The sequence below is a fragment of the Streptomyces mabaensis genome (assembly GCF_053763515.1).
The window spans coordinates 59,878-76,920 of record NZ_JBSOPZ010000030.1 but is presented as its reverse complement, the minus strand read 5'-3'; the positions used below and the strand labels follow the sequence as shown (position 1 = coordinate 76,920).

The 17,043-nt window shown below is 71.9% G+C and carries 15 protein-coding genes; all 15 read left to right on the top strand.

The genetic code is table 11. From position 1 onward, the window contains the following. The first annotated feature begins 1 nt into the window (after position 1). The 15 genes from ACWV17_RS24825 (at position 2) to hypF (ending at position 17,038) form a co-directional block, all read left to right on the top strand. On the top strand, positions 2-1,303 hold the full coding sequence (locus ACWV17_RS24825) for a sensor histidine kinase (protein WP_455361454.1): 1,302 nt from the start codon (positions 2-4) through the stop codon (positions 1,301-1,303). 80 nt (positions 1,304-1,383) lie between these two features. After that, a complete protein-coding gene (locus ACWV17_RS24820) occupies positions 1,384-3,048 on the top strand; it encodes an alpha/beta hydrolase (RefSeq protein WP_455361453.1) in 1,665 nt (554 codons plus the stop codon). A gap of 36 nt (positions 3,049-3,084) precedes the next feature. Then, entirely contained in the window at positions 3,085-4,284 is a 1,200-nt protein-coding gene (locus ACWV17_RS24815) for a metalloprotease (protein ID WP_455361452.1), read from the top strand. 203 nt (positions 4,285-4,487) lie between these two features. Then, complete coding sequence (locus ACWV17_RS24810) at positions 4,488-6,239, top strand: enoyl-CoA hydratase-related protein (RefSeq protein ID WP_455361451.1); 1,752 nt, start codon at positions 4,488-4,490, stop codon at positions 6,237-6,239. Between the two features lie 64 nt (positions 6,240-6,303). Next, on the top strand, positions 6,304-7,392 hold the full coding sequence (locus ACWV17_RS24805; protein WP_455355207.1) for an NADH-quinone oxidoreductase subunit B family protein: 1,089 nt from the start codon (positions 6,304-6,306) through the stop codon (positions 7,390-7,392). Between the two features lie 79 nt (positions 7,393-7,471). After that, complete coding sequence (locus ACWV17_RS24800) at positions 7,472-9,256, top strand: nickel-dependent hydrogenase large subunit (protein WP_455355208.1); 1,785 nt, start codon at positions 7,472-7,474, stop codon at positions 9,254-9,256. Next, positions 9,253-9,804 (top strand): hypothetical protein, encoded by a 552-nt coding sequence (locus ACWV17_RS24795; protein WP_455361450.1) that lies wholly within the window; start codon positions 9,253-9,255, stop codon positions 9,802-9,804. Before ACWV17_RS24800 ends, ACWV17_RS24795 begins: the two co-directional genes overlap by 4 nt. Next, positions 9,801-10,469 (top strand): DUF5947 family protein, encoded by a 669-nt coding sequence (locus ACWV17_RS24790; RefSeq protein ID WP_455361449.1) that lies wholly within the window; start codon positions 9,801-9,803, stop codon positions 10,467-10,469. The genes ACWV17_RS24795 and ACWV17_RS24790 overlap by 4 nt, the downstream gene beginning before the upstream one ends. Next, a complete protein-coding gene (locus ACWV17_RS24785) occupies positions 10,466-11,173 on the top strand; it encodes a DUF6084 family protein (RefSeq protein ID WP_455355211.1) in 708 nt (235 codons plus the stop codon). The genes ACWV17_RS24790 and ACWV17_RS24785 overlap by 4 nt, the downstream gene beginning before the upstream one ends. Beyond that, positions 11,170-12,609 (top strand): hypothetical protein, encoded by a 1,440-nt coding sequence (locus ACWV17_RS24780; RefSeq protein ID WP_455361448.1) that lies wholly within the window; start codon positions 11,170-11,172, stop codon positions 12,607-12,609. Before ACWV17_RS24785 ends, ACWV17_RS24780 begins: the two co-directional genes overlap by 4 nt. Continuing rightward, complete coding sequence (locus ACWV17_RS24775) at positions 12,606-13,160, top strand: hydrogenase maturation protease (protein WP_455361447.1); 555 nt, start codon at positions 12,606-12,608, stop codon at positions 13,158-13,160. The genes ACWV17_RS24780 and ACWV17_RS24775 overlap by 4 nt, the downstream gene beginning before the upstream one ends. Before the next feature lie 11 nt (positions 13,161-13,171). Then, a complete protein-coding gene (locus ACWV17_RS24770) occupies positions 13,172-13,288 on the top strand; it encodes a DUF6893 family small protein (protein ID WP_455355214.1) in 117 nt (38 codons plus the stop codon). Positions 13,289-13,430: 142 nt separating this feature from the next. Continuing rightward, positions 13,431-13,823: a hydrogenase maturation nickel metallochaperone HypA gene (hypA, locus tag ACWV17_RS24765; protein ID WP_455361446.1), complete on the top strand. Its 393-nt coding sequence runs from the start codon at positions 13,431-13,433 to the stop codon at positions 13,821-13,823. 3 nt (positions 13,824-13,826) lie between these two features. Next, positions 13,827-14,618, top strand: coding sequence for a hydrogenase nickel incorporation protein HypB (gene hypB, locus ACWV17_RS24760; protein ID WP_455355216.1), 792 nt, complete (start codon positions 13,827-13,829; stop codon positions 14,616-14,618). After that, positions 14,615-17,038 carry a carbamoyltransferase HypF gene (gene hypF / locus ACWV17_RS24755; protein WP_455361445.1) on the top strand — a complete coding sequence of 808 codons (2,424 nt, stop codon included), beginning with the start codon at positions 14,615-14,617 and terminating at the stop codon, positions 17,036-17,038. The genes hypB and hypF overlap by 4 nt, the downstream gene beginning before the upstream one ends. The last annotated feature ends 5 nt before the right edge of the window (positions 17,039-17,043 follow it).

The window sequence follows — 17,043 nt, the reverse complement described above, 5'->3', positions numbered from 1 at the left end:
GATGGCCACACGCTTCCGCCGGTCGCGGACGCTTCCGCCCACCGCGCGGGTGCGCCGACTGCGCAGGCGTATCACCGCACTGTTCGCACTCACCAGCGCCGTGGGGCTCGTGACGATGGCCGTGTTCGCCGTGCGCAGCGACGACGCGAGGTGGCGCGAGCAGCTGGATCAGTCGATGAACGTGGAAACCAGTTGGGCCTTGGGGCTGTTGGAGACCGATCCGGACGGCCGGCTGAACACCGGGGTTCTTGTCGACACGATGAACACCGACTGTCCGCCGATGACGGTGCTGACCGTGCCGCCGGACGAGGACGCCGCCCTCGTCGTCGACCACACGCCCCGCCGGCCCTGTCTGTCCCTCCGCCCCGCCGACGTACAGGAAGCAGGGGCGGCCGCCGTACGGAAGGGAGATGCCGCGGCGTTCGACCGGCGTACCAAGGACGGTGAGCCGGTCCGGGTGTTCGCCCTGCCCTTCTACGCGCCGGAGGCATACGAGGGCGACCCCCCGCAGGGTGTCCTGGTCACCTCGTCCGAAACGTCCGGTCAGCGCGCCGACCACCGGCGTCTGACGTGGTGGGTGGCGGCGGCCTGCGCGGTACTGGTACTTCTGTCGGCCGCGGTCGGACATCTGCTGTCCGGGCGCGCGATCCGCCCCGCGCTCGGCGCCCTCGGCCAGCAGGAGGCGTTCCTCGCCGACGCCGCGCACGACCTGCGGACACCGGCTGCCTCGCTGCGTACGCTCGCCGAGACCGCGCTGCGCGGCGAGACGGACAGCACCGACGTGCTGCGGCGCACGCTGCGGCTGGCGGAGGGGATGGGCCGCCTCGTCGACGGACTGCTCACCCGGGCCAGGCTCATGTCCGGTACGGCAACCCTCGCGCGGGAACCGCTGCGCCTGGACCAGCTGGTGGAGGGGGTCGCCGCGGACGCCCCCGCGGAAGGACACCGTGTGACGGTGCGGGCGGAGGAGATCGTCGTGGTCGCCGATCCCGATCTGGTGCGCCGGGCCGTGGCCAATCTGCTGGCCAACGCGCTCGCCCACGGCCACGCCCCGGGCATGCCCGCCGATGTCCGGATCACCGTCGCGCGGGACGGCACCGTGACGGTCGACGACGCCGGTCCGGGACTGCCTCCGGAAGTGGCGGGGGCGCTGTTCGAACGGTTCCGCAGCGGGGCGGGGTCGACGGGACTCGGGCTCTCCATCGCGTCGTGGGTCGCCCACGCGCACGGCGGCAGCCTCACCGCCGGCCGGGGTGAACGCGGCGGCGCCCGCTTCGTCCTGCTCCTGCCCACCGGCGGCTGACCGCCGACGGGCCGACGGCTTCATCAAATCCTCAGCATTGCCCCGGGATGCTTCGGTGAACCGAACATGGGAGCACCCCGTTGAACCGCGCTGTCCGCAACCCCGCCCTCGTCCTGACCCTGGCCGTCCTCGGCGCCACCTCCGTCGCCGGCTGTACCCCGGCGACGGGACGCGGCCCGGACCGGCCGAAGGCGTCGGCCGGCGCCGTCGATCCCGCCACCCGGCCCGAGCTGCAAGCCTTCTACGGCCAGAAGCTGAAGTGGACCGCTTGCGGCGACTTCCGGTGCGCGGACCTCACCGTCCCCATGGACTACGCGAACCCGGCGAACGGGAAGACCTTCGTCCTGCCGGTGGCGAAGGCGGTCACAGCGGGCCCGGACCAGCGCAGGGGCTCGCTCGTCTACAACCCGGGTGGTCCCGGGGAGCCCGGCGTGAGTTACCTCAAGGAGGGCATAGCCGAGTCGATCGGCAAGAAGGTGCGCGACCGCTTCGACATCGTCTCCTTCGACCCGAGAGGCGTCGGCGAAAGCACACCCGCCCTGACCTGTGCGGAGGACGAGGGGCAAGACGAAGGACAGGCCGAGGAGCAGGCCGGGGAGGGTACCGAAGCGGGACTGCCGCTGTATCCCGAGACCGAGGCCGACCGCGCCAGTGCCCTCGCCGGCGCCCAGGACGCGGCCGCGGCCTGCCAACGGGGCAGCGGCAGCATCCTGCGGCACGTCGGTACCGAAGACGCGGCGCGCGACATGGACGTACTGCGGGCGGCCCTCGGCGAGCCGAAGCTCACCTACATCGGCTGGTCGTACGGCACCAGCCTGGGTACGTCGTACGCCGAACAGTTCCCGCGCCGGGTCCGGGCACTGGTCCTGGACGGTGCGGTGGACCCGTCGCTGGACTGGTCGAAGCGCGCCGTCAGCCAGGCGGCCGGCTTCCGACGGGCCGTCGACGACTACGCCACGCACTGCGCCGACCTCGTCGGCGACGCCTGCCCCGGCAGCACCCCCGACGAGATACGCGAGCTGATCGACGGGCTGTACGAGCGGACGGAGCGCGAGCCGCTGCCGGTGGAGGCGGACGAGTACGGACTCGACGCCACGATGCTGCTCACCGCCATCACCATGGCGATGTACACCCCTGAGACGCAGTGGGAGGACCTCTCCGGGGCGCTGCGCGAGGCCGGCGACGGCGACGGCACGAAACTGGCCGCCCTCGCGGCGGCCGAGGAGCCCGCCCCCGGCGCCGACGACACCGAGGAACCGGCCTCCGAACCCGGCGAGACGGGCGACCCGGGCGAGGAGGAGGCGCCCGTCGACGACCCCGCCGAGGTACCCGCCGACAACAGTGACGCGGCACTCCTGGCCGTCAGCTGCCTCGACACCCCGCACCCCCGCGACGACCAGGCGTACTGGGACGCCCTCGCGCCCGCTGACAAGACCGCGGGCCGCTACGGCACTTCGGGCGTGGTCACCGCACTCGCCTGCAAGGACTGGCCGGCTGGTACGCAGCGGCCGCACCGGGTCAGCGCCCCGGGTGTTCCGCCGGTCCTGGTGGTGGGCACCACCGGCGACCCGGCCACCCCGTACGAGGAGGCCGTGAGCCTGGCGGCCCAGTTCCCCGGCGGCATGCTGCTGACGTACGAGGGCCTGGGCCACACCGCGTACGGCCGCAGCAATCCCTGCGTCACGAATGCCGTCGAGGACTACCTCGTCGCACTGAAGACGGTCCCTTCCGGCACCACCTGCTGACACACCGCCGACAAGAGGAAACCAGAGGAACTCGACGTGTCACGACGCCCCGTCACGGCCGAAGCATCCGCGCAGCTGTACCCGCCCCGCCGCAGCACGCGCACGATCGCCGTCGTCTCCCTGATCGGTCTGCTGGTTCCGATAGCCGCGTGCGGCGGGCAGGATGAGCCACGCGCCCGGACCTGTGTGAGCGGAACCCTCACCTACGATCACCGCGACGCCGAAGCGGGCCCCGAGAAGCCTCTGGTCACCTCCGCCGCCCGCAACGCCAACTGGGAACTGTGGGGCAGGACTTCCGCGAAGGCCTCCGCCCGCAGGCTCGCCGCCGGAATCACCGACAGCAGCAGCGGACACTTCAAGGCCTGCTACAAGGCATCCGGCACCCTGCCGGAGGTGCACATGAAGTTCCGCTCCAGCAGCACCAAGACCTGGCGCGTCATCAGGGACCGGACCTCGGACCAGGAGTACACCTTCAAGTCGGCGTCCCGCTTCGACGTCTCCACCAGCCAGAACCTCGGCACCGTAAAGGTCCCGGCCACGATGCAGAACGCGTGGCACGTCGTGGACACCCTCAACCTGCTGTACTGGAAGCGCCACAACCCCGCGTCGGACTGCTGGACCAGCCACCAGGCCACCGGCAGGTGCGACCAGCTCACCGTGGTCTGGGAACCGGCCGACAACCCCGACGATTCCGGCTACTGGGACCACCGCGGCGCCGGCAACCCCGGGGGCACGAACCACGTCATCCTCTCGGGCGCCATGACCGACTCCAAGCACCTGATCCTCCATGAGGCCGGACACTGGTGGCAGTGGCAGCTCTACGACCGCTGGTTCCCGGAGGTGACGGACTGCGACCCGCACCACATCGAGAAGCACAGCTCCCCGTCGTGCGCCTGGACGGAAGGGTTCGCCGACGCGGTGGCCGCCCATGTCCTGGGCGACCGCCGGTACGTCGACGAGACCGGTCAGGAACACAGCCTCGAGAACGACGCCACCACGTCGGGCTGGGACGCCGGGGACACGGTCCAGGGCCGCGTGGGCAGTTCGCTGCTCGACCTGTGGGCGAAGGACGGCCCCGACGGAGGCAACTGGAACCGCACCATCAGCCTCATGACGCAAGACGCCAGTGACGACTTCCGTGAGTACTTCTCGGTCGACCGGCCCGAGGCCTCTCCTCCTCTGAGTACCACCGGGGCGGCCGGCGACATCATCAGCCGGCACACCATCACCTACTGAACACCGGCAGCCTCGCCACCGCCCCGGAACCGGATGGACGCCGCCGTCAGCCGCGTTCGGCACACCGCCGCCGGCTGGCCGCCGTAGTGTTCGCTTTCGGGTGACTCAGCGGCTTGGCACCGGGCACGCCCCGCCGGCGTACTCGACGATCACTTGCGGCCGGATCTGCCTGGCCACGAGCCGTCGGCCGCCGGGAGGTTGCGATGCACATCCTGCTCGTCGCGAGTGCGTTCAACAGTCTCACGCAGCGCGTGCACGCCGAACTGGGGGACCGGGGCCACACCGTGGCGGTGGAGCTCGCACTGCCCGACGGGTCCCTGCCGCAGGCCGTGCGCCGGCACGAGCCCGAGCTGATCGTGGCGCCGATGCTGAGGACGGCGATCCCCCGCGAGGTGTGGTCCGCGTACACCTGTCTCATCGTGCACCCCGGGCCGCTGGGCGACCGCGGGCCCTCGTCCCTCGACTGGGCCATTCACGAGAACGCCGGCCAGTGGGGCGTTACCGTCCTCCAGGCGAACGCGGAGATGGACGCGGGTGACGTGTGGGCCTCGGTCGCCTGTCCGGTGCCGCCGGTGGCCAAGAGCGACCTGTACCGCAACGAGGTGTCCGACGCGGCGCTGACGGCCGTGCTGCTGGCGGTCGAGCGCTTCGCCACCGGGACGTACACACCGACGGCCCAGACCGACGTACGCGCACAGGGTCCCGGCCGCACCCGGCCGTATCTCGACCAGAGCGTCCGGAGGATCGACTGGCGGTCGGACGACACGGAGACGGTGGTGCGCAAGCTGCGCGCCGCCGACTCGCAGCCCGGGGTACGGGACGAACTCCTCGGCGACGAGTGGTACCTGCACGGGGGCCACGCCGAGGACGAGCTGCGCGGCCGTCCGGGCGATCTGCTCGCCACCCGGGCCGGCGCCGTCTGCCGGGCGACGACCGACGGAGCCGTGTGGATCCCCGAGCTGCGGCCCCGGCGCGGGCCGGGCCGGCCCGCCACCTTCAAACTGCCTGCCGTTCTGGCGCTGGGCGACCGACTGCCCGCCCTGCCGGAGCACCCCGTGCCCCTGCAGCTGGACGGGCACCGGCGCACCTGGAGCGACATCCGGTACCGCGAGGACCGGCATGCCGGCTTCCTCTCGTTCTCCTTCCCCGGCGGCGCGATGAGCGCCGCCCAGTGCCGGCGCCTGCTGGACGCGTACCGGGTGGCGTGCGCGCGGCCCACCTCGGTGCTGGTGCTGGGCGGCAGCCGGGACTTCTTCTCCAACGGCATCCACCTCAACGTCATCGAGGCCGCCGACGATCCCGGCGCCGAGTCGTGGGCCAACATCATCGCCATGGACGACCTGGTCGAGGCCGTCCTGACCACCACCGACCGGCTGGTGGTCGCCGCGGTCGGCGGCAACGCCGCCGCGGGCGGGGCGATGCTGGCTCTGGCGGCGGACGAGGTGTGGTGCAGGTCCGGCGCGGTACTCAATCCCCACTACCGGCTGATGGGTCTGTACGGCTCGGAGTACTGGACGTACACCCTGCCCCGCCGGGTGGGCGCCGGGGTGGCAGGCCGGCTGATGCGGAACGCGCTGCCGGTGAGCGCCGTCGCGGCGCAGCGGCTCGGCCTCGTCGACCGGATCGTCGAGTGCGCGCCGCAGGACTTCGCGGGCGAGGTCGCCCGGCTGGCCACCCGGCTGTCCGCGCTGCCCGGTGCGCAGGCGCGGATCGCCGCCAAGAAGGCGGAGCGGGACCGTCAGGAGACCGTCAGACCGCTGGCGGCGCACCGGGAGGAGGAGCTGCGCCACATGCTGCGCACCTTCTCCGACCCGGGCGCGCCCTACCACGCCCTGCGCCGCGCGTTCGTCCGTAAGGAGAAACCGGCCGGTACTCCGCCGCACCTCGGCGCTGTCACTGGATCGGCCCCCCGTGACGTCGCACCCGGACCGGATGCCTGTTACGAAGAGAGCTGAAGGCCGGAATGCGGCCTTTCGTCGTGTACCTCCCTGTTGTGCACCTCCCCTAGGAGGCAACTCCATGAATGCAGCAACGCCGACCACGGCCGATGCCGCGGGCGCCCCGAGCCCGGCCGCCGAGGACGCGCCTACGATCCACATCCTCTGGATCAACGCGGGACTCAGCTGCGACGGCGACTCCGTCGCCCTGACGGCCGCGATGCAGCCGAGCATCGAGGAGATCGCGCTCGGTGTACTGCCCGGCCTGCCGAAGATCGCGGTGCACTGGCCGCTCATCGACTTCGAATGCGGGCCGGTGGGGGGTGCCGACACGTTCATCGAGTGGTTCTTCAAGGGAGAGCGCGGCGAGATCGACCCCTTCGTCCTGGTCATCGAAGGCTCCGTCCCCAACGAGTCGATCAAGCAGGAGGGGTACTGGTGCGGCTTCGGTGACAACCCGGAAACCGGCCAGCCGATCACCACCAGCGAATGGATCGACCGGCTGGCGCCCAAGGCCCTGGCCGTCGTCGCCATCGGAACCTGCGCGACCTACGGCGGCATCCACGCCATGGCGGGCAACCCCACCGGCGCGATGGGGGTGCCCGACTACCTGGGCTGGGACTGGAAGTCGCAGGCCGGCATCCCCATCGTGTGCGTCCCCGGATGCCCGATCCAGCCCGACAACTTCGCGGAGACGCTGACCTACCTGCTCTACCAGGCGACCGGCGCCGCACCCATGATCCCGCTGGACGACAAGCTGCGTCCGACCTGGCTGTTCGGCGCGACCGTGCACGAGGGGTGTGACCGTGCCGGCTACTACGAGCAGGGTCAGTTCGCTCTCACCTACGACTCTCCCAAGTGCCTGGTCAAGCTCGGCTGCTGGGGCCCCGTCGTCAAGTGCAACGTGCCCAAGCGGGGCTGGATGAACGGCATCGGCGGCTGTCCGAACGTCGGCGGCATCTGCATCGCCTGCACCATGCCGGGCTTCCCGGACAAGTTCATGCCGTTCATGGACGAACCGCCCGGCGGCAAGGTGTCCAGCACCGCCAGCGGAGCGTACGGGGCGGTCATCCGCAAGTTGCGGTCCGTCACGGCCAGGACCGTGGACAAGGAGCCGAAGTGGCGCCGCACCGGGGAGAAGCTCACCACCGGTTACCGGCCGCCGTGGTGACCGCGCCGCCACACCCGAACCCGACCCGCCGCTGAACCCGAACCAGACCACCCGCACGAAGAAGGGCACGGCACACACGATGGCAACGACGACGAGGGCGGCCGGCGACGGCAGTGGCCTGGTGGAGATGGCCTGGGATCCGATCACCCGGATCGTGGGCAGCCTCGGCATCCACACAAAGATCGATTTCAAGCAGAAGCGGGTCGCGGAGTGCTACAGCACGTCCTCCGTCTTCCGTGGCTACAGCGTCTTCATGCGCGGCAAGGACCCCCGGGACGCGCACTTCATCACCAGCCGCATCTGCGGAATCTGCGGCGACAACCACGCCACCTGCTCGGTGTACACGCAGAACATGGCCTACGGCGTGAAGCCCCCGCACCTCGCGGAGTGGATCATCAACCTTGGCGAGTCGGCCGAGTACATGTTCGACCACAACATCTTCCAGGAGAACCTGGTCGGGGTCGACTACTGCGAGAAGATGGTCCGTGAGACCAACCCCGGCGTCCTGGAACTGGCCGAGCGCACCGAAGCGCCGCACGCCGGGGACCACGGCTACCGCACGATCGCCGACATCATGCGGTCCCTCAACCCGATCGAGGGCGAGTTCTACCGGGAAGCCCTCCAGGTGAGCCGCTACACCCGGGAGATGTTCTGCCTGATGGAGGGCCGCCATGTGCACCCCTCCACGCTCTACCCCGGCGGCGTCGGCACCATTGCCTCCGTCCAGCTCTTCACGGACTACCTCACCCGTCTCATGCGCTACGTGGAGTTCATGAAGCGCGTCGTCCCGCTGCACGACGACCTGTTCGACTTCTTCTACGAGGCCCTGCCCGGGTACGAGGAGGTCGGCCGCCGGCGGGTGCTGCTCGGCTGCTGGGGCGCGCTCAACGACCCCGAGTACTGCGACTTCACGTACGCCAACATGACCGACTGGGGACGGCGGATGTTCGTCACCCCCGGCATCATCGTCGACGGCAAGCTCGTCACCAACGACCTCACCGAGATCAACCTCGGCATCCGCATCCTGCTGGGCAGTTCGTACTACGAGGACTGGCAGGGCCAGGAGCAGTTCGTCACCCGCGACCCGCTCGGCAACCCCGTCGACCCGCGCCACCCGTGGAACCAGCACACCATCCCCGCCCCCCAGAAGCGGGACTTCAACGGCAACTACAGCTGGGTGATGTCCCCGCGCTGGTTCGATGGCAAGGACTACCTCGCCCTGGACACCGGCGGCGGACCCATCGCGCGCCTGTGGTCCACCGCCCTCTCCGGGCTGGTCGACACCGGGTACGTGAAGGCCACCGGCAACAGCGTGGTCATCAACCTGCCGCGCACGCTGACCAAGCCCGAGACCACCTTCGAATGGAAGATCCCGCGCTGGAGCAACGCGCTCGAACGCAACCGCGCCCGCACCTACTTCCAGGCCTACACCGCCGCCGTCGCGCTGTACTTCGCGGAGAAGGGACTGGAGGAGGTACGCGCCGGACGCACCCAGACGTGGGAGAAGTTCGAGGTCCCGGACGAGAGCATCGGCGTCGGGTTCACCGAGGCGGTCCGCGGTGTCCTCTCCCACCACATGGTGATCCGGGACGGCAAGATCGCCAACTACCACCCCTACCCGCCCACCCCGTGGAACGCCAGCACCCGGGACACCTACGGCACCCCCGGTCCGTACGAGGACGCCGTGCAGAACACGCCGATCTTCGAGGAGAACACCCCGGAGAACTTCAAGGGCATCGACATCATGCGCACCGTGCGCAGCTTCGACCCCTGTCTGCCGTGCGGTGTCCACATGTACGTGGGCGAGGGCAAGACCGTCCAGAAGATGCACGTGCCCACCGGCCTGAGCGGCCTGGCCGGATGAGCGCGGAGGAAGCCGGGCGGCGCGTGGAGGAAGTGCTCGACCGCCTGACCGCGACCGGCGATCAGGAGGTGTGTGCGGCGGCCGAGGAACTGGTGCGGGTCCTGATGGACTTCTACGGAGCGGGACTCGCCCGGATCGTCGGGCTGCTGGACGCCCCCGCGGCCAAGCGGCCCGGGGGCGGGCCCCTGACCGGTCTGCTTGCGGACGAGCTCGTGGCGAGCCTGCTGCTCCTGCACGACCTGCATCCCGAGGACACGACCACGCGGATCTCACGCGCCCTGGACAGTGTCCGCAGCCATTCCGTCGAGGTGGTGGACTTCGACGACACCACCGGCACCCTGCGCCTGCGGTCCACCACCGGTGGCGGGGGCTGCGGGTGCCCGAGCGGCGGCGGCACGGCGCAGCAGGCCGTCGAGGACGCGCTGGCCTGTTTCGCGCCCGAGGTGACGAAGGTGGAACTGGCGCCCGCCACCCAGGAGCCGGCGCTGCTCCAGATCGGTACCAGCAGGCCCGCCGCCACCGGACCGGCCGTGGCGAAGGCGCCGTGAGCGCGCCCCACGCGTGGCCGCAGCCGCAGGGGCCCGCCACGCAGCCCCGGGGCCTGCGCCGGTTCGCGGCGCCGCGAACGCCCCGGCAGGAGCGGTGCGAACTGTGCGGGGTGCCGGTGGCCGAAGGCGGCCACCGGCACCTGGTGGACACGGAGAAGAGGTCGCTGGCCTGCGCCTGCACCCCCTGCTCCCTGCTCTTCGAGCGGCCGGGCGCCGCACACGGCCGCTTCCGTACGGTTCCGGAGCGCTATCTGGCCGACCCCGGCCACCGCCTCGACGACAGCGCGTGGGAACTGCTGCAGATCCCGGTCAGCGTCGCCTTCTTCTTCCGCAACGCCGCGCTGAACCGGCTGGTCGCCCTCTACCCGAGCCCGGCCGGGGCCACCGAGAGCGAACTCGACCCGGCGACCTGGCAGACCGTACTCGGCGGCAGCCGGCTGGCCGGACTGCTCGAACCCGACGTCGAGGCCCTGCTGCTCCGCCGCACCGACGGCCGGGCCGAGTGCTACCTGGTACCGATCGACATCTGTTACGAACTGGTGGGCCGGATGCGTCTGCTGTGGCAGGGCTTCGACGGCGGCGCGGAGGCGCGGGCCGACCTGTCTGCGTTCTTCGAACACGTCGCGCGGCGCGCCCAGGCCCCGGGGAAGGGGAACCGGCCGTGACGGAGTTCTCGTTCACCTGTACCGGCGTACGCGCCGACCAGTACGCAGCCGGACCCACCCTGGTCTTCCGGCTGCGCATCACCGCCTCCGAAGGCGCCCGGGTCCACGCCCTCGCGCTGCGCTGCCAGATCCGCATCGAACCGGCCCGGCGCGGCTACGAGGAGTCGGAGGCCGACGGACTGGCGGACCTGTTCGGCGCGCGCTCCCGCTGGGGCAGCACGCTCCAGCCCGTGCAGTTCGCCCAAGTCCAGCTCATGGTCCCGGGCTTCACCGGAGAGACGGAGACCGACCTCCTGGTGCCCTGCACCTACGACATGGACATCGCCTCCACCCGCTACTTCAACGCCCTGTCGGACGGTGAGGTACCGCTGCTCATGCTCTTCTCCGGTACGGCGTTCACCGGAGCCGGCGGATTCCGCGTCGAGCCGGTGCCCTGGGACCGGGAGGCGTCCTTCCGGATGCCGGTGGACGTGTGGCGGGAGATGGTCGAACAGCACTTCCCCGGCTGCGGCTGGATCCGGCTGCCCCGCGACACCATGGACGCACTGCTCGCCTTCCGCTCGCGGCGGGCGCTGCCGTCCTGGGAGGCGACCGTCCAGGCACTCCTGGCCGCGGCGGACCCGCCGGACCCCCCGCCTTCCGGCCGGGCCGCGACCGCGGCCGCGGCCGTCCTGCCGCGTCTGATCGAGAGGACGGCGCCGTGACCACAGCCGCCTTCGCCCCGGAGACCGAAGCCCGGTTCGCCACCGCCCGGGAGGTGGCCGACGCCGTACTGTTCGAGGGCTATGTGCTGTACCCCTACCGGGCCTCGGCGGCCAAGAACCGGCTGCGCTGGCAGTTCGGGGTGCTCGTACCGCCCGCCTGGAGCGCCGCGGGCGAAGAGCACGACTTCCAGCACACCGAGATCCTGATGGAACCCAGGGCCGGCGCGACGCTGGCCGTCGAGCTGCGATTCCTGCACGGCCGGCGCCGGACGGTGCAACGGGCCCGCCAGGACGGCGGTTTCGAGACCGTGACCGAACTGCACCTCGACGACCGTGTCCTGGTGCCCTGGGACGAGGGCAGCGAAGAACGCGTCGAAGTGACCGCCACCGTGGCCGACCTGGCCCGGGACGGCGGTGTCACCGTCCCGTTCACCCGCCCGGCGCGCGAGGACACCGAAGCCGTACTCGACGGGGCCGGCCGGCCGGTGGGCCGCCTCGTCCGCCGTTGCGAGGAGATCGCGGGCGTGGTGCGGCTGTCGGCGCGGGAACTCGACGGCCCCTACCGGGTGATGCGGCTGACCGCCGTCGTGGAGAACACCTCGCCCTGGACGCCGGACGGCGCGGACGCCGACCGCGACGCCGCACTGCCGCGGTCACTGGTCGCCGCCCACCTCCTGCTCTGCCTCGCCGACGGCTCGTTCCTGTCGATGACGGACCCGCCCGAGTGGGCCAAGGGCGCCGTGGCCGCTTGCCGGAACCTGCACACCTGGCCCGTACTCGCGAGCGAACCCGGCCGCGCGGACCTGGTGCTGTCCTCCCCGATCATCCTGGACGACCACCCGGCCATCGCCCCGGAGAGCCCCGGCGCGCTCTACGACGCCACCGAGATCGACGAGATCCTCGCCCTGCGCACCGCGGCCCTCACCGACGAGGAGAAACGCGAAGCCCGCGGGACCGACGACCGGGCGGCCGCCGTGATCGACCTCGCCGACTCGATGCCCCCCGAGGTCCTGGAGCGCCTGCACGGCGCGGTACGGGCCCTGCGGGAGGTCACCGAACCCGGCTCACCCGCACGGGCCGGCGCGGGTACCGCCGAACCGTCCGACGCGTACGACCTCGTCCGGCCGGACACCCCCTGGTGGGATCCGGCGAGCGACGCCGGCGTGGACCCGGCACGCGACCAGGTCCTGGTCGACGGGCGGCCGGTGGGCGCGGGCAGCCGCGTACTGCTGCGGCCCGGCCTGCGCCGGACCGACGCCCAGGACCTGTTCCTGCAGGGCCGCAGCGCGCAGGTGGAGGCCGTACTTCACGACGTGGACGGGGGCGTGCACCTCGCGGTGACCGTCGAGGGCGACCCCGGCGCGGACATCCGCCGCGAGCAGGGCCGGTTCCTGTACTTCCAGCCCGACGAGGTCGCCCTCCTGGAGGACGCGTGAACCTTCCCACGCGAGACCGGGTGCTGGTCGCGGGCGTCGGCAACATCTTCCTCGGCGACGACGGCTTCGGCGTCGAAACGGTGCGGGCCCTCGCATCCCATCCGCTGCCCGAGCACGTCGAAGTGGTGGACATCGGCGTGCGGGGCGTCCATCTGGCGTACCAGCTTCTCGATGGGTACGACACGCTCGTCCTCGTCGACGCCACCGCGCGCGGTGGTGACCCCGGGACGCTGTACCTGATCGAGGCCGGTACGCCCGGCGCGCTCGAACCGGGCAACGCGCTGCTCGACGGCCACCACATGTCCCCCGACGCGGTCCTGGCGCTGCTGGACACCCTGTGCGCCGGAACCGGCGGAACCCCGCCGCGGCGCACGGTGGTGGTGGGCTGCGAACCCGCCTGCGTCGAGGAGGGCATCGGTCTCAGCCCGCCGGTGGCCGCCGCGGTGCCGGAGGCCGTGCGCCTGGTGACGGACCTGGTGCGGGACGCAGTACAGGAAGCGCCCGCGCCGCGGGCCTCGGCCGGCCCGGCCACGAAACGAGCCACGAAATGAGGAGAAGAACCATGAAGAAGTCCCTTGTCGGAGGCATCGGCGGCGCCGCTGCCGCCACCGCGCTCGCGGCGATCATGCGGCAGGTCCTGCCCGACCTCCGGCGCTACCTGCGCATCCGCAAGATGTGACGCGGCGCCACCATGCGTCCCGGACACGGACACCCGGCTGCACCGAACGGCGTACCCGGCCAGGTGGAGTCGGCGTGCCGTCCCATCGGCCCGCCGTACCCGGCCGTGTAATGGAGCCGACCGCACGGGCAGGACGGTGACCATGCACGAGATGTCCATTGCGCTGGCTCTCGTGGGCCAGGTCGAGGAGGCGGCGCGGAAGAGCGGCGTCACCTCGGTCAAGGCCGTACGGGTCCAGGTGGGCGAGCTGGCCGGAGTCGTCCCCGACGCACTCTCCTTCTCCTTCGAACTGGCCTGCGCCGGAACCGTCCTGGAAGGCGCCGAACTGGTCGCCGAACAGGTGCCGGGACGTGCCCGCTGCGAGCCGTGCGAGGACGAGTGGGCGGTCGGCATGCCGCCGCAACTGTGCTGCCCGGTGTGCGGCGCGGCGACCGCCGAGCTGCTCGCCGGCCGCGAGCTGCAGATCGTCAGCGTGTACTGGGAGGACGGCCCGGAGCACGAACGCACCCGCGAACCGATCCCCGAGGAGCGCTGAACCATGTGCCGTGTGGTCGACCTGCAGCAGGCGGTACTCGCCAAGAACGACGCCACCGCGCACACCCTGCGCGCCGAACTGGCCGCCCGCGGCACCACCGTCGTGAACCTGCTGTCCAGCCCCGGAAGCGGCAAGACCGCCCTGCTGGAACGGGAGCTCCTCCTCGCCCGGGAGAGGGGAGTACCGGTCGCCGCGCTGACCGCCGACCTCGCCACCGAGAACGACGCGCTGCGCCTGTCCCGCTCCGGTGTGCCGGTCAAGCAGGTCCTCACCGACGGTCTGTGCCACCTGGAAGCCGGGATGCTGGGCGCGCATCTGGAGGGCTGGCTGCCCGAGGACACCCGGCTGCTGTTCGTGGAGAACGTCGGCAACCTGGTCTGTCCGGCCTCCTACGACCTCGGCGAGTCCCTCAGAGTCGTGCTCGCCTCGGTGACCGAGGGGGAGGACAAACCGCTGAAGTACCCCACTGCCTTCGGCCTGGCCCACCTGGTGGTCGTCACCAAGACCGATATCGCGGACGCCGTCGGGTTCGACGAGACGGCCTTCCGGGCCCATGTCGAACAGGTCAACCCCGGCGTGGAGGTGCTCCTGACCTCCGCGCGCGGAGGCGGCGGAGTGGGCGCGCTGCTCGACCGCGCGCTGGCCGCGGCGGACGGCGCGGCGGTCCACGCACCGGTCATGGCCGGCCAGCGGCACGACCACCACCACACTCACGAGCAGGACCACGAGCACGACCACGGCCACGAGCACGCGGACGGTACGCACACTCGCGCCGTGGCGCAGACCCGCTCGTGACCACTCCGCGGCAGGACATCCCCGTCGCCGTCGCCGAGACGGTACGGCGCCGCCGGGTCACCGTCCGGGGTGTGGTGCAGGGCGTCGGGTTCCGGCCGTTCCTGTACACCCTCGCCACCGGTCTCGACTTGGCCGGACATGTGACCAACACCGGGGAGGGCGTCGTCGCGGAGGTCGAAGGCGCCCCTTGCGCCGTGGACCAGTTCTGCGACCGGATCGCCGTGGAGGCGCCGCCGCTGGCCGTGGTGGAGTCCGTCGACCACCGGGACGTTCCCACCGCCGGCGGCGCCGGGTTCGTCATCGCCCCCTCGCGGTCGCAGGGGCCCGCGCGCACGCTGGTCTCCCCGGACGTGGCCACCTGCGCCGACTGTCTCGCCGAACTGGCCGACCCCGCCGACCGGCGCCATCGCCACCCCTTCATCACCTGCACGCACTGCGGGCCGCGCTTCACCATCGTCACCGGACTGCCGTACGACCGGGCCCACACCACCATGGCCCGCTTCCCGATGTGCCCCGACTGCTCCCGCGAGTACGCCGACCCGGCCGACCGCCGCTTCCACGCGCAGCCCGTCGCCTGTCCTGCCTGCGGTCCCCGTCTGCGCCTGCTGCTCGCGTCCCCGGACCCGGCGGAGCGACCCCACGAGTCGACCGCGGCGGATCCCGTTGCCGAGGCGCGCAGACTGCTCTCCGGGGGCGCCGTCCTCGCCGTCAAGGGCCTGGGCGGCTACCACCTCGCCTGCGACGCCTCCAACTCCCCTGCCGTGACCCTGCTGCGCCGGCGCAAGGCCCGCGGCGACAAACCGTTCGCACTGATGGCCCGGGACATCGGCGACATCGAGCACCTCGTGCACCTCGACCGTGCGGAGCGCAGCCTGCTGACCGGCGGCGTCCGGCCGATTGTGCTGCTGCGCCGCCGCGCCGGCGCCGCGCCGCGGGCAGGAGTTCCCTGGCCGTCGGACGCGGTCGCGCCGCGCAGTCCCGACCTGGGCGTCATGCTCCCGTACACCCCGCTGCACCATCTGCTGCTCGGCCTGCCCGGTGACGCCGACGGGCCGAGGCTACTGGTGATGACCAGCGGAAACGTGGCCGGTGAACCGATCGTCACCGACGACGCCGAGGCGCTGGAGCGGCTGGCTCACCTGGCCGACGCCTGGCTGGCGCACGACCGTCCCATTCATGTGCCCTGCGACGACTCCGTGGTGCGCGTCTGCGACGGCGAGCGGCTGACCGTGCGGCGCTCACGCGGGTACGCCCCGCTGCCCGTCGCGCTGCCGTTGTCGGTACCGGCGACCCTGGCCGTCGGAGGGGACCTGAAGAACGCGTTCTGTCTCGCGGAAGGGCGCCGGGCCTGGCTGTCCGCCCATGTGGGGGACATGGACGACGTCGCCACGCAGCACGCCTTCGAGCGCGCCGAGCGGCACCTGGAGACGATCACGGGCGTGAGCCCCGAGGTGGTCGCGGCCGACCGGCACCCCGGCTACCGCTCCGCGCAGTGGGCCGGGCGCCACGCCGCCGGCCGCCGGGTCGTCCGGGTCCAGCACCATCACGCGCACGTCGCCGCCGCGATGGCCGAGCACGGTCTGGACGGCAGCCGGCCGGTGATCGGAGTGGCGTTCGACGGCACCGGCTACGGCGACGACGGGGCGGTGTGGGGCGGGGAGATCCTGGTCGCGGACTACGACGGCTTCACCCGGTTCGGACACCTCGCCCACGTTCCGCTGCCGGGCGGCGACGCCGCCGTACACCGGCCGTATCGCATGGCACTCGCGCATCTGCGCGCGGCAGGCATCGCCTGGGCGCGGGACCTGCCCTGTGCGGCCGTCTGCCCGCCCGATGAACGCCGGGTCCTGGAACGCCAGTTGGAGCGGAACCTGAACTGTGTCCCCACCTCCAGCATGGGCCGGCTGTTCGACGCCGTCTCCTCCCTCGCGGGAGTGTGCCACCGGGCCGGGTACGAGGCGCAGGCCGCCGTCGAACTGGAGGCCGCGGCACTGATCGCGGCCCAGGATCCGGATGCGGGCGCGGCGTACGACGCCGGCTACGCCTTCACCCTGCTCCGGCCGGAACCCGGCAGCCGGGCCGCGGTGACCGCCGACCCGGCGCCCGTACTGGCAGCCGTCGTCGCCGACGTACGCGCGGGTGCCGCGCAGGCACGGATCGCGGCACGTTTCCACGCGGCGGTCGCCGGTCTCGTACGCGGCATGTGCCTCCTGGCGCGCGAGCGGCACGGACTGGACCACGTCGCCCTGACCGGCGGGGTGTTCGCCAACGCCCTGCTCTCCACGGCCTGCGCCGAGGCGCTGCGCACGGACGGCTTCACCGTCCTGCGCCACCGGCAGGTCCCACCGAACGACGGGGGACTGGCGCTCGGCCAGCTCGTCGTGGCCGCCCGGGCCGCCAACGGATCACCCACAGTCTGAGGAGA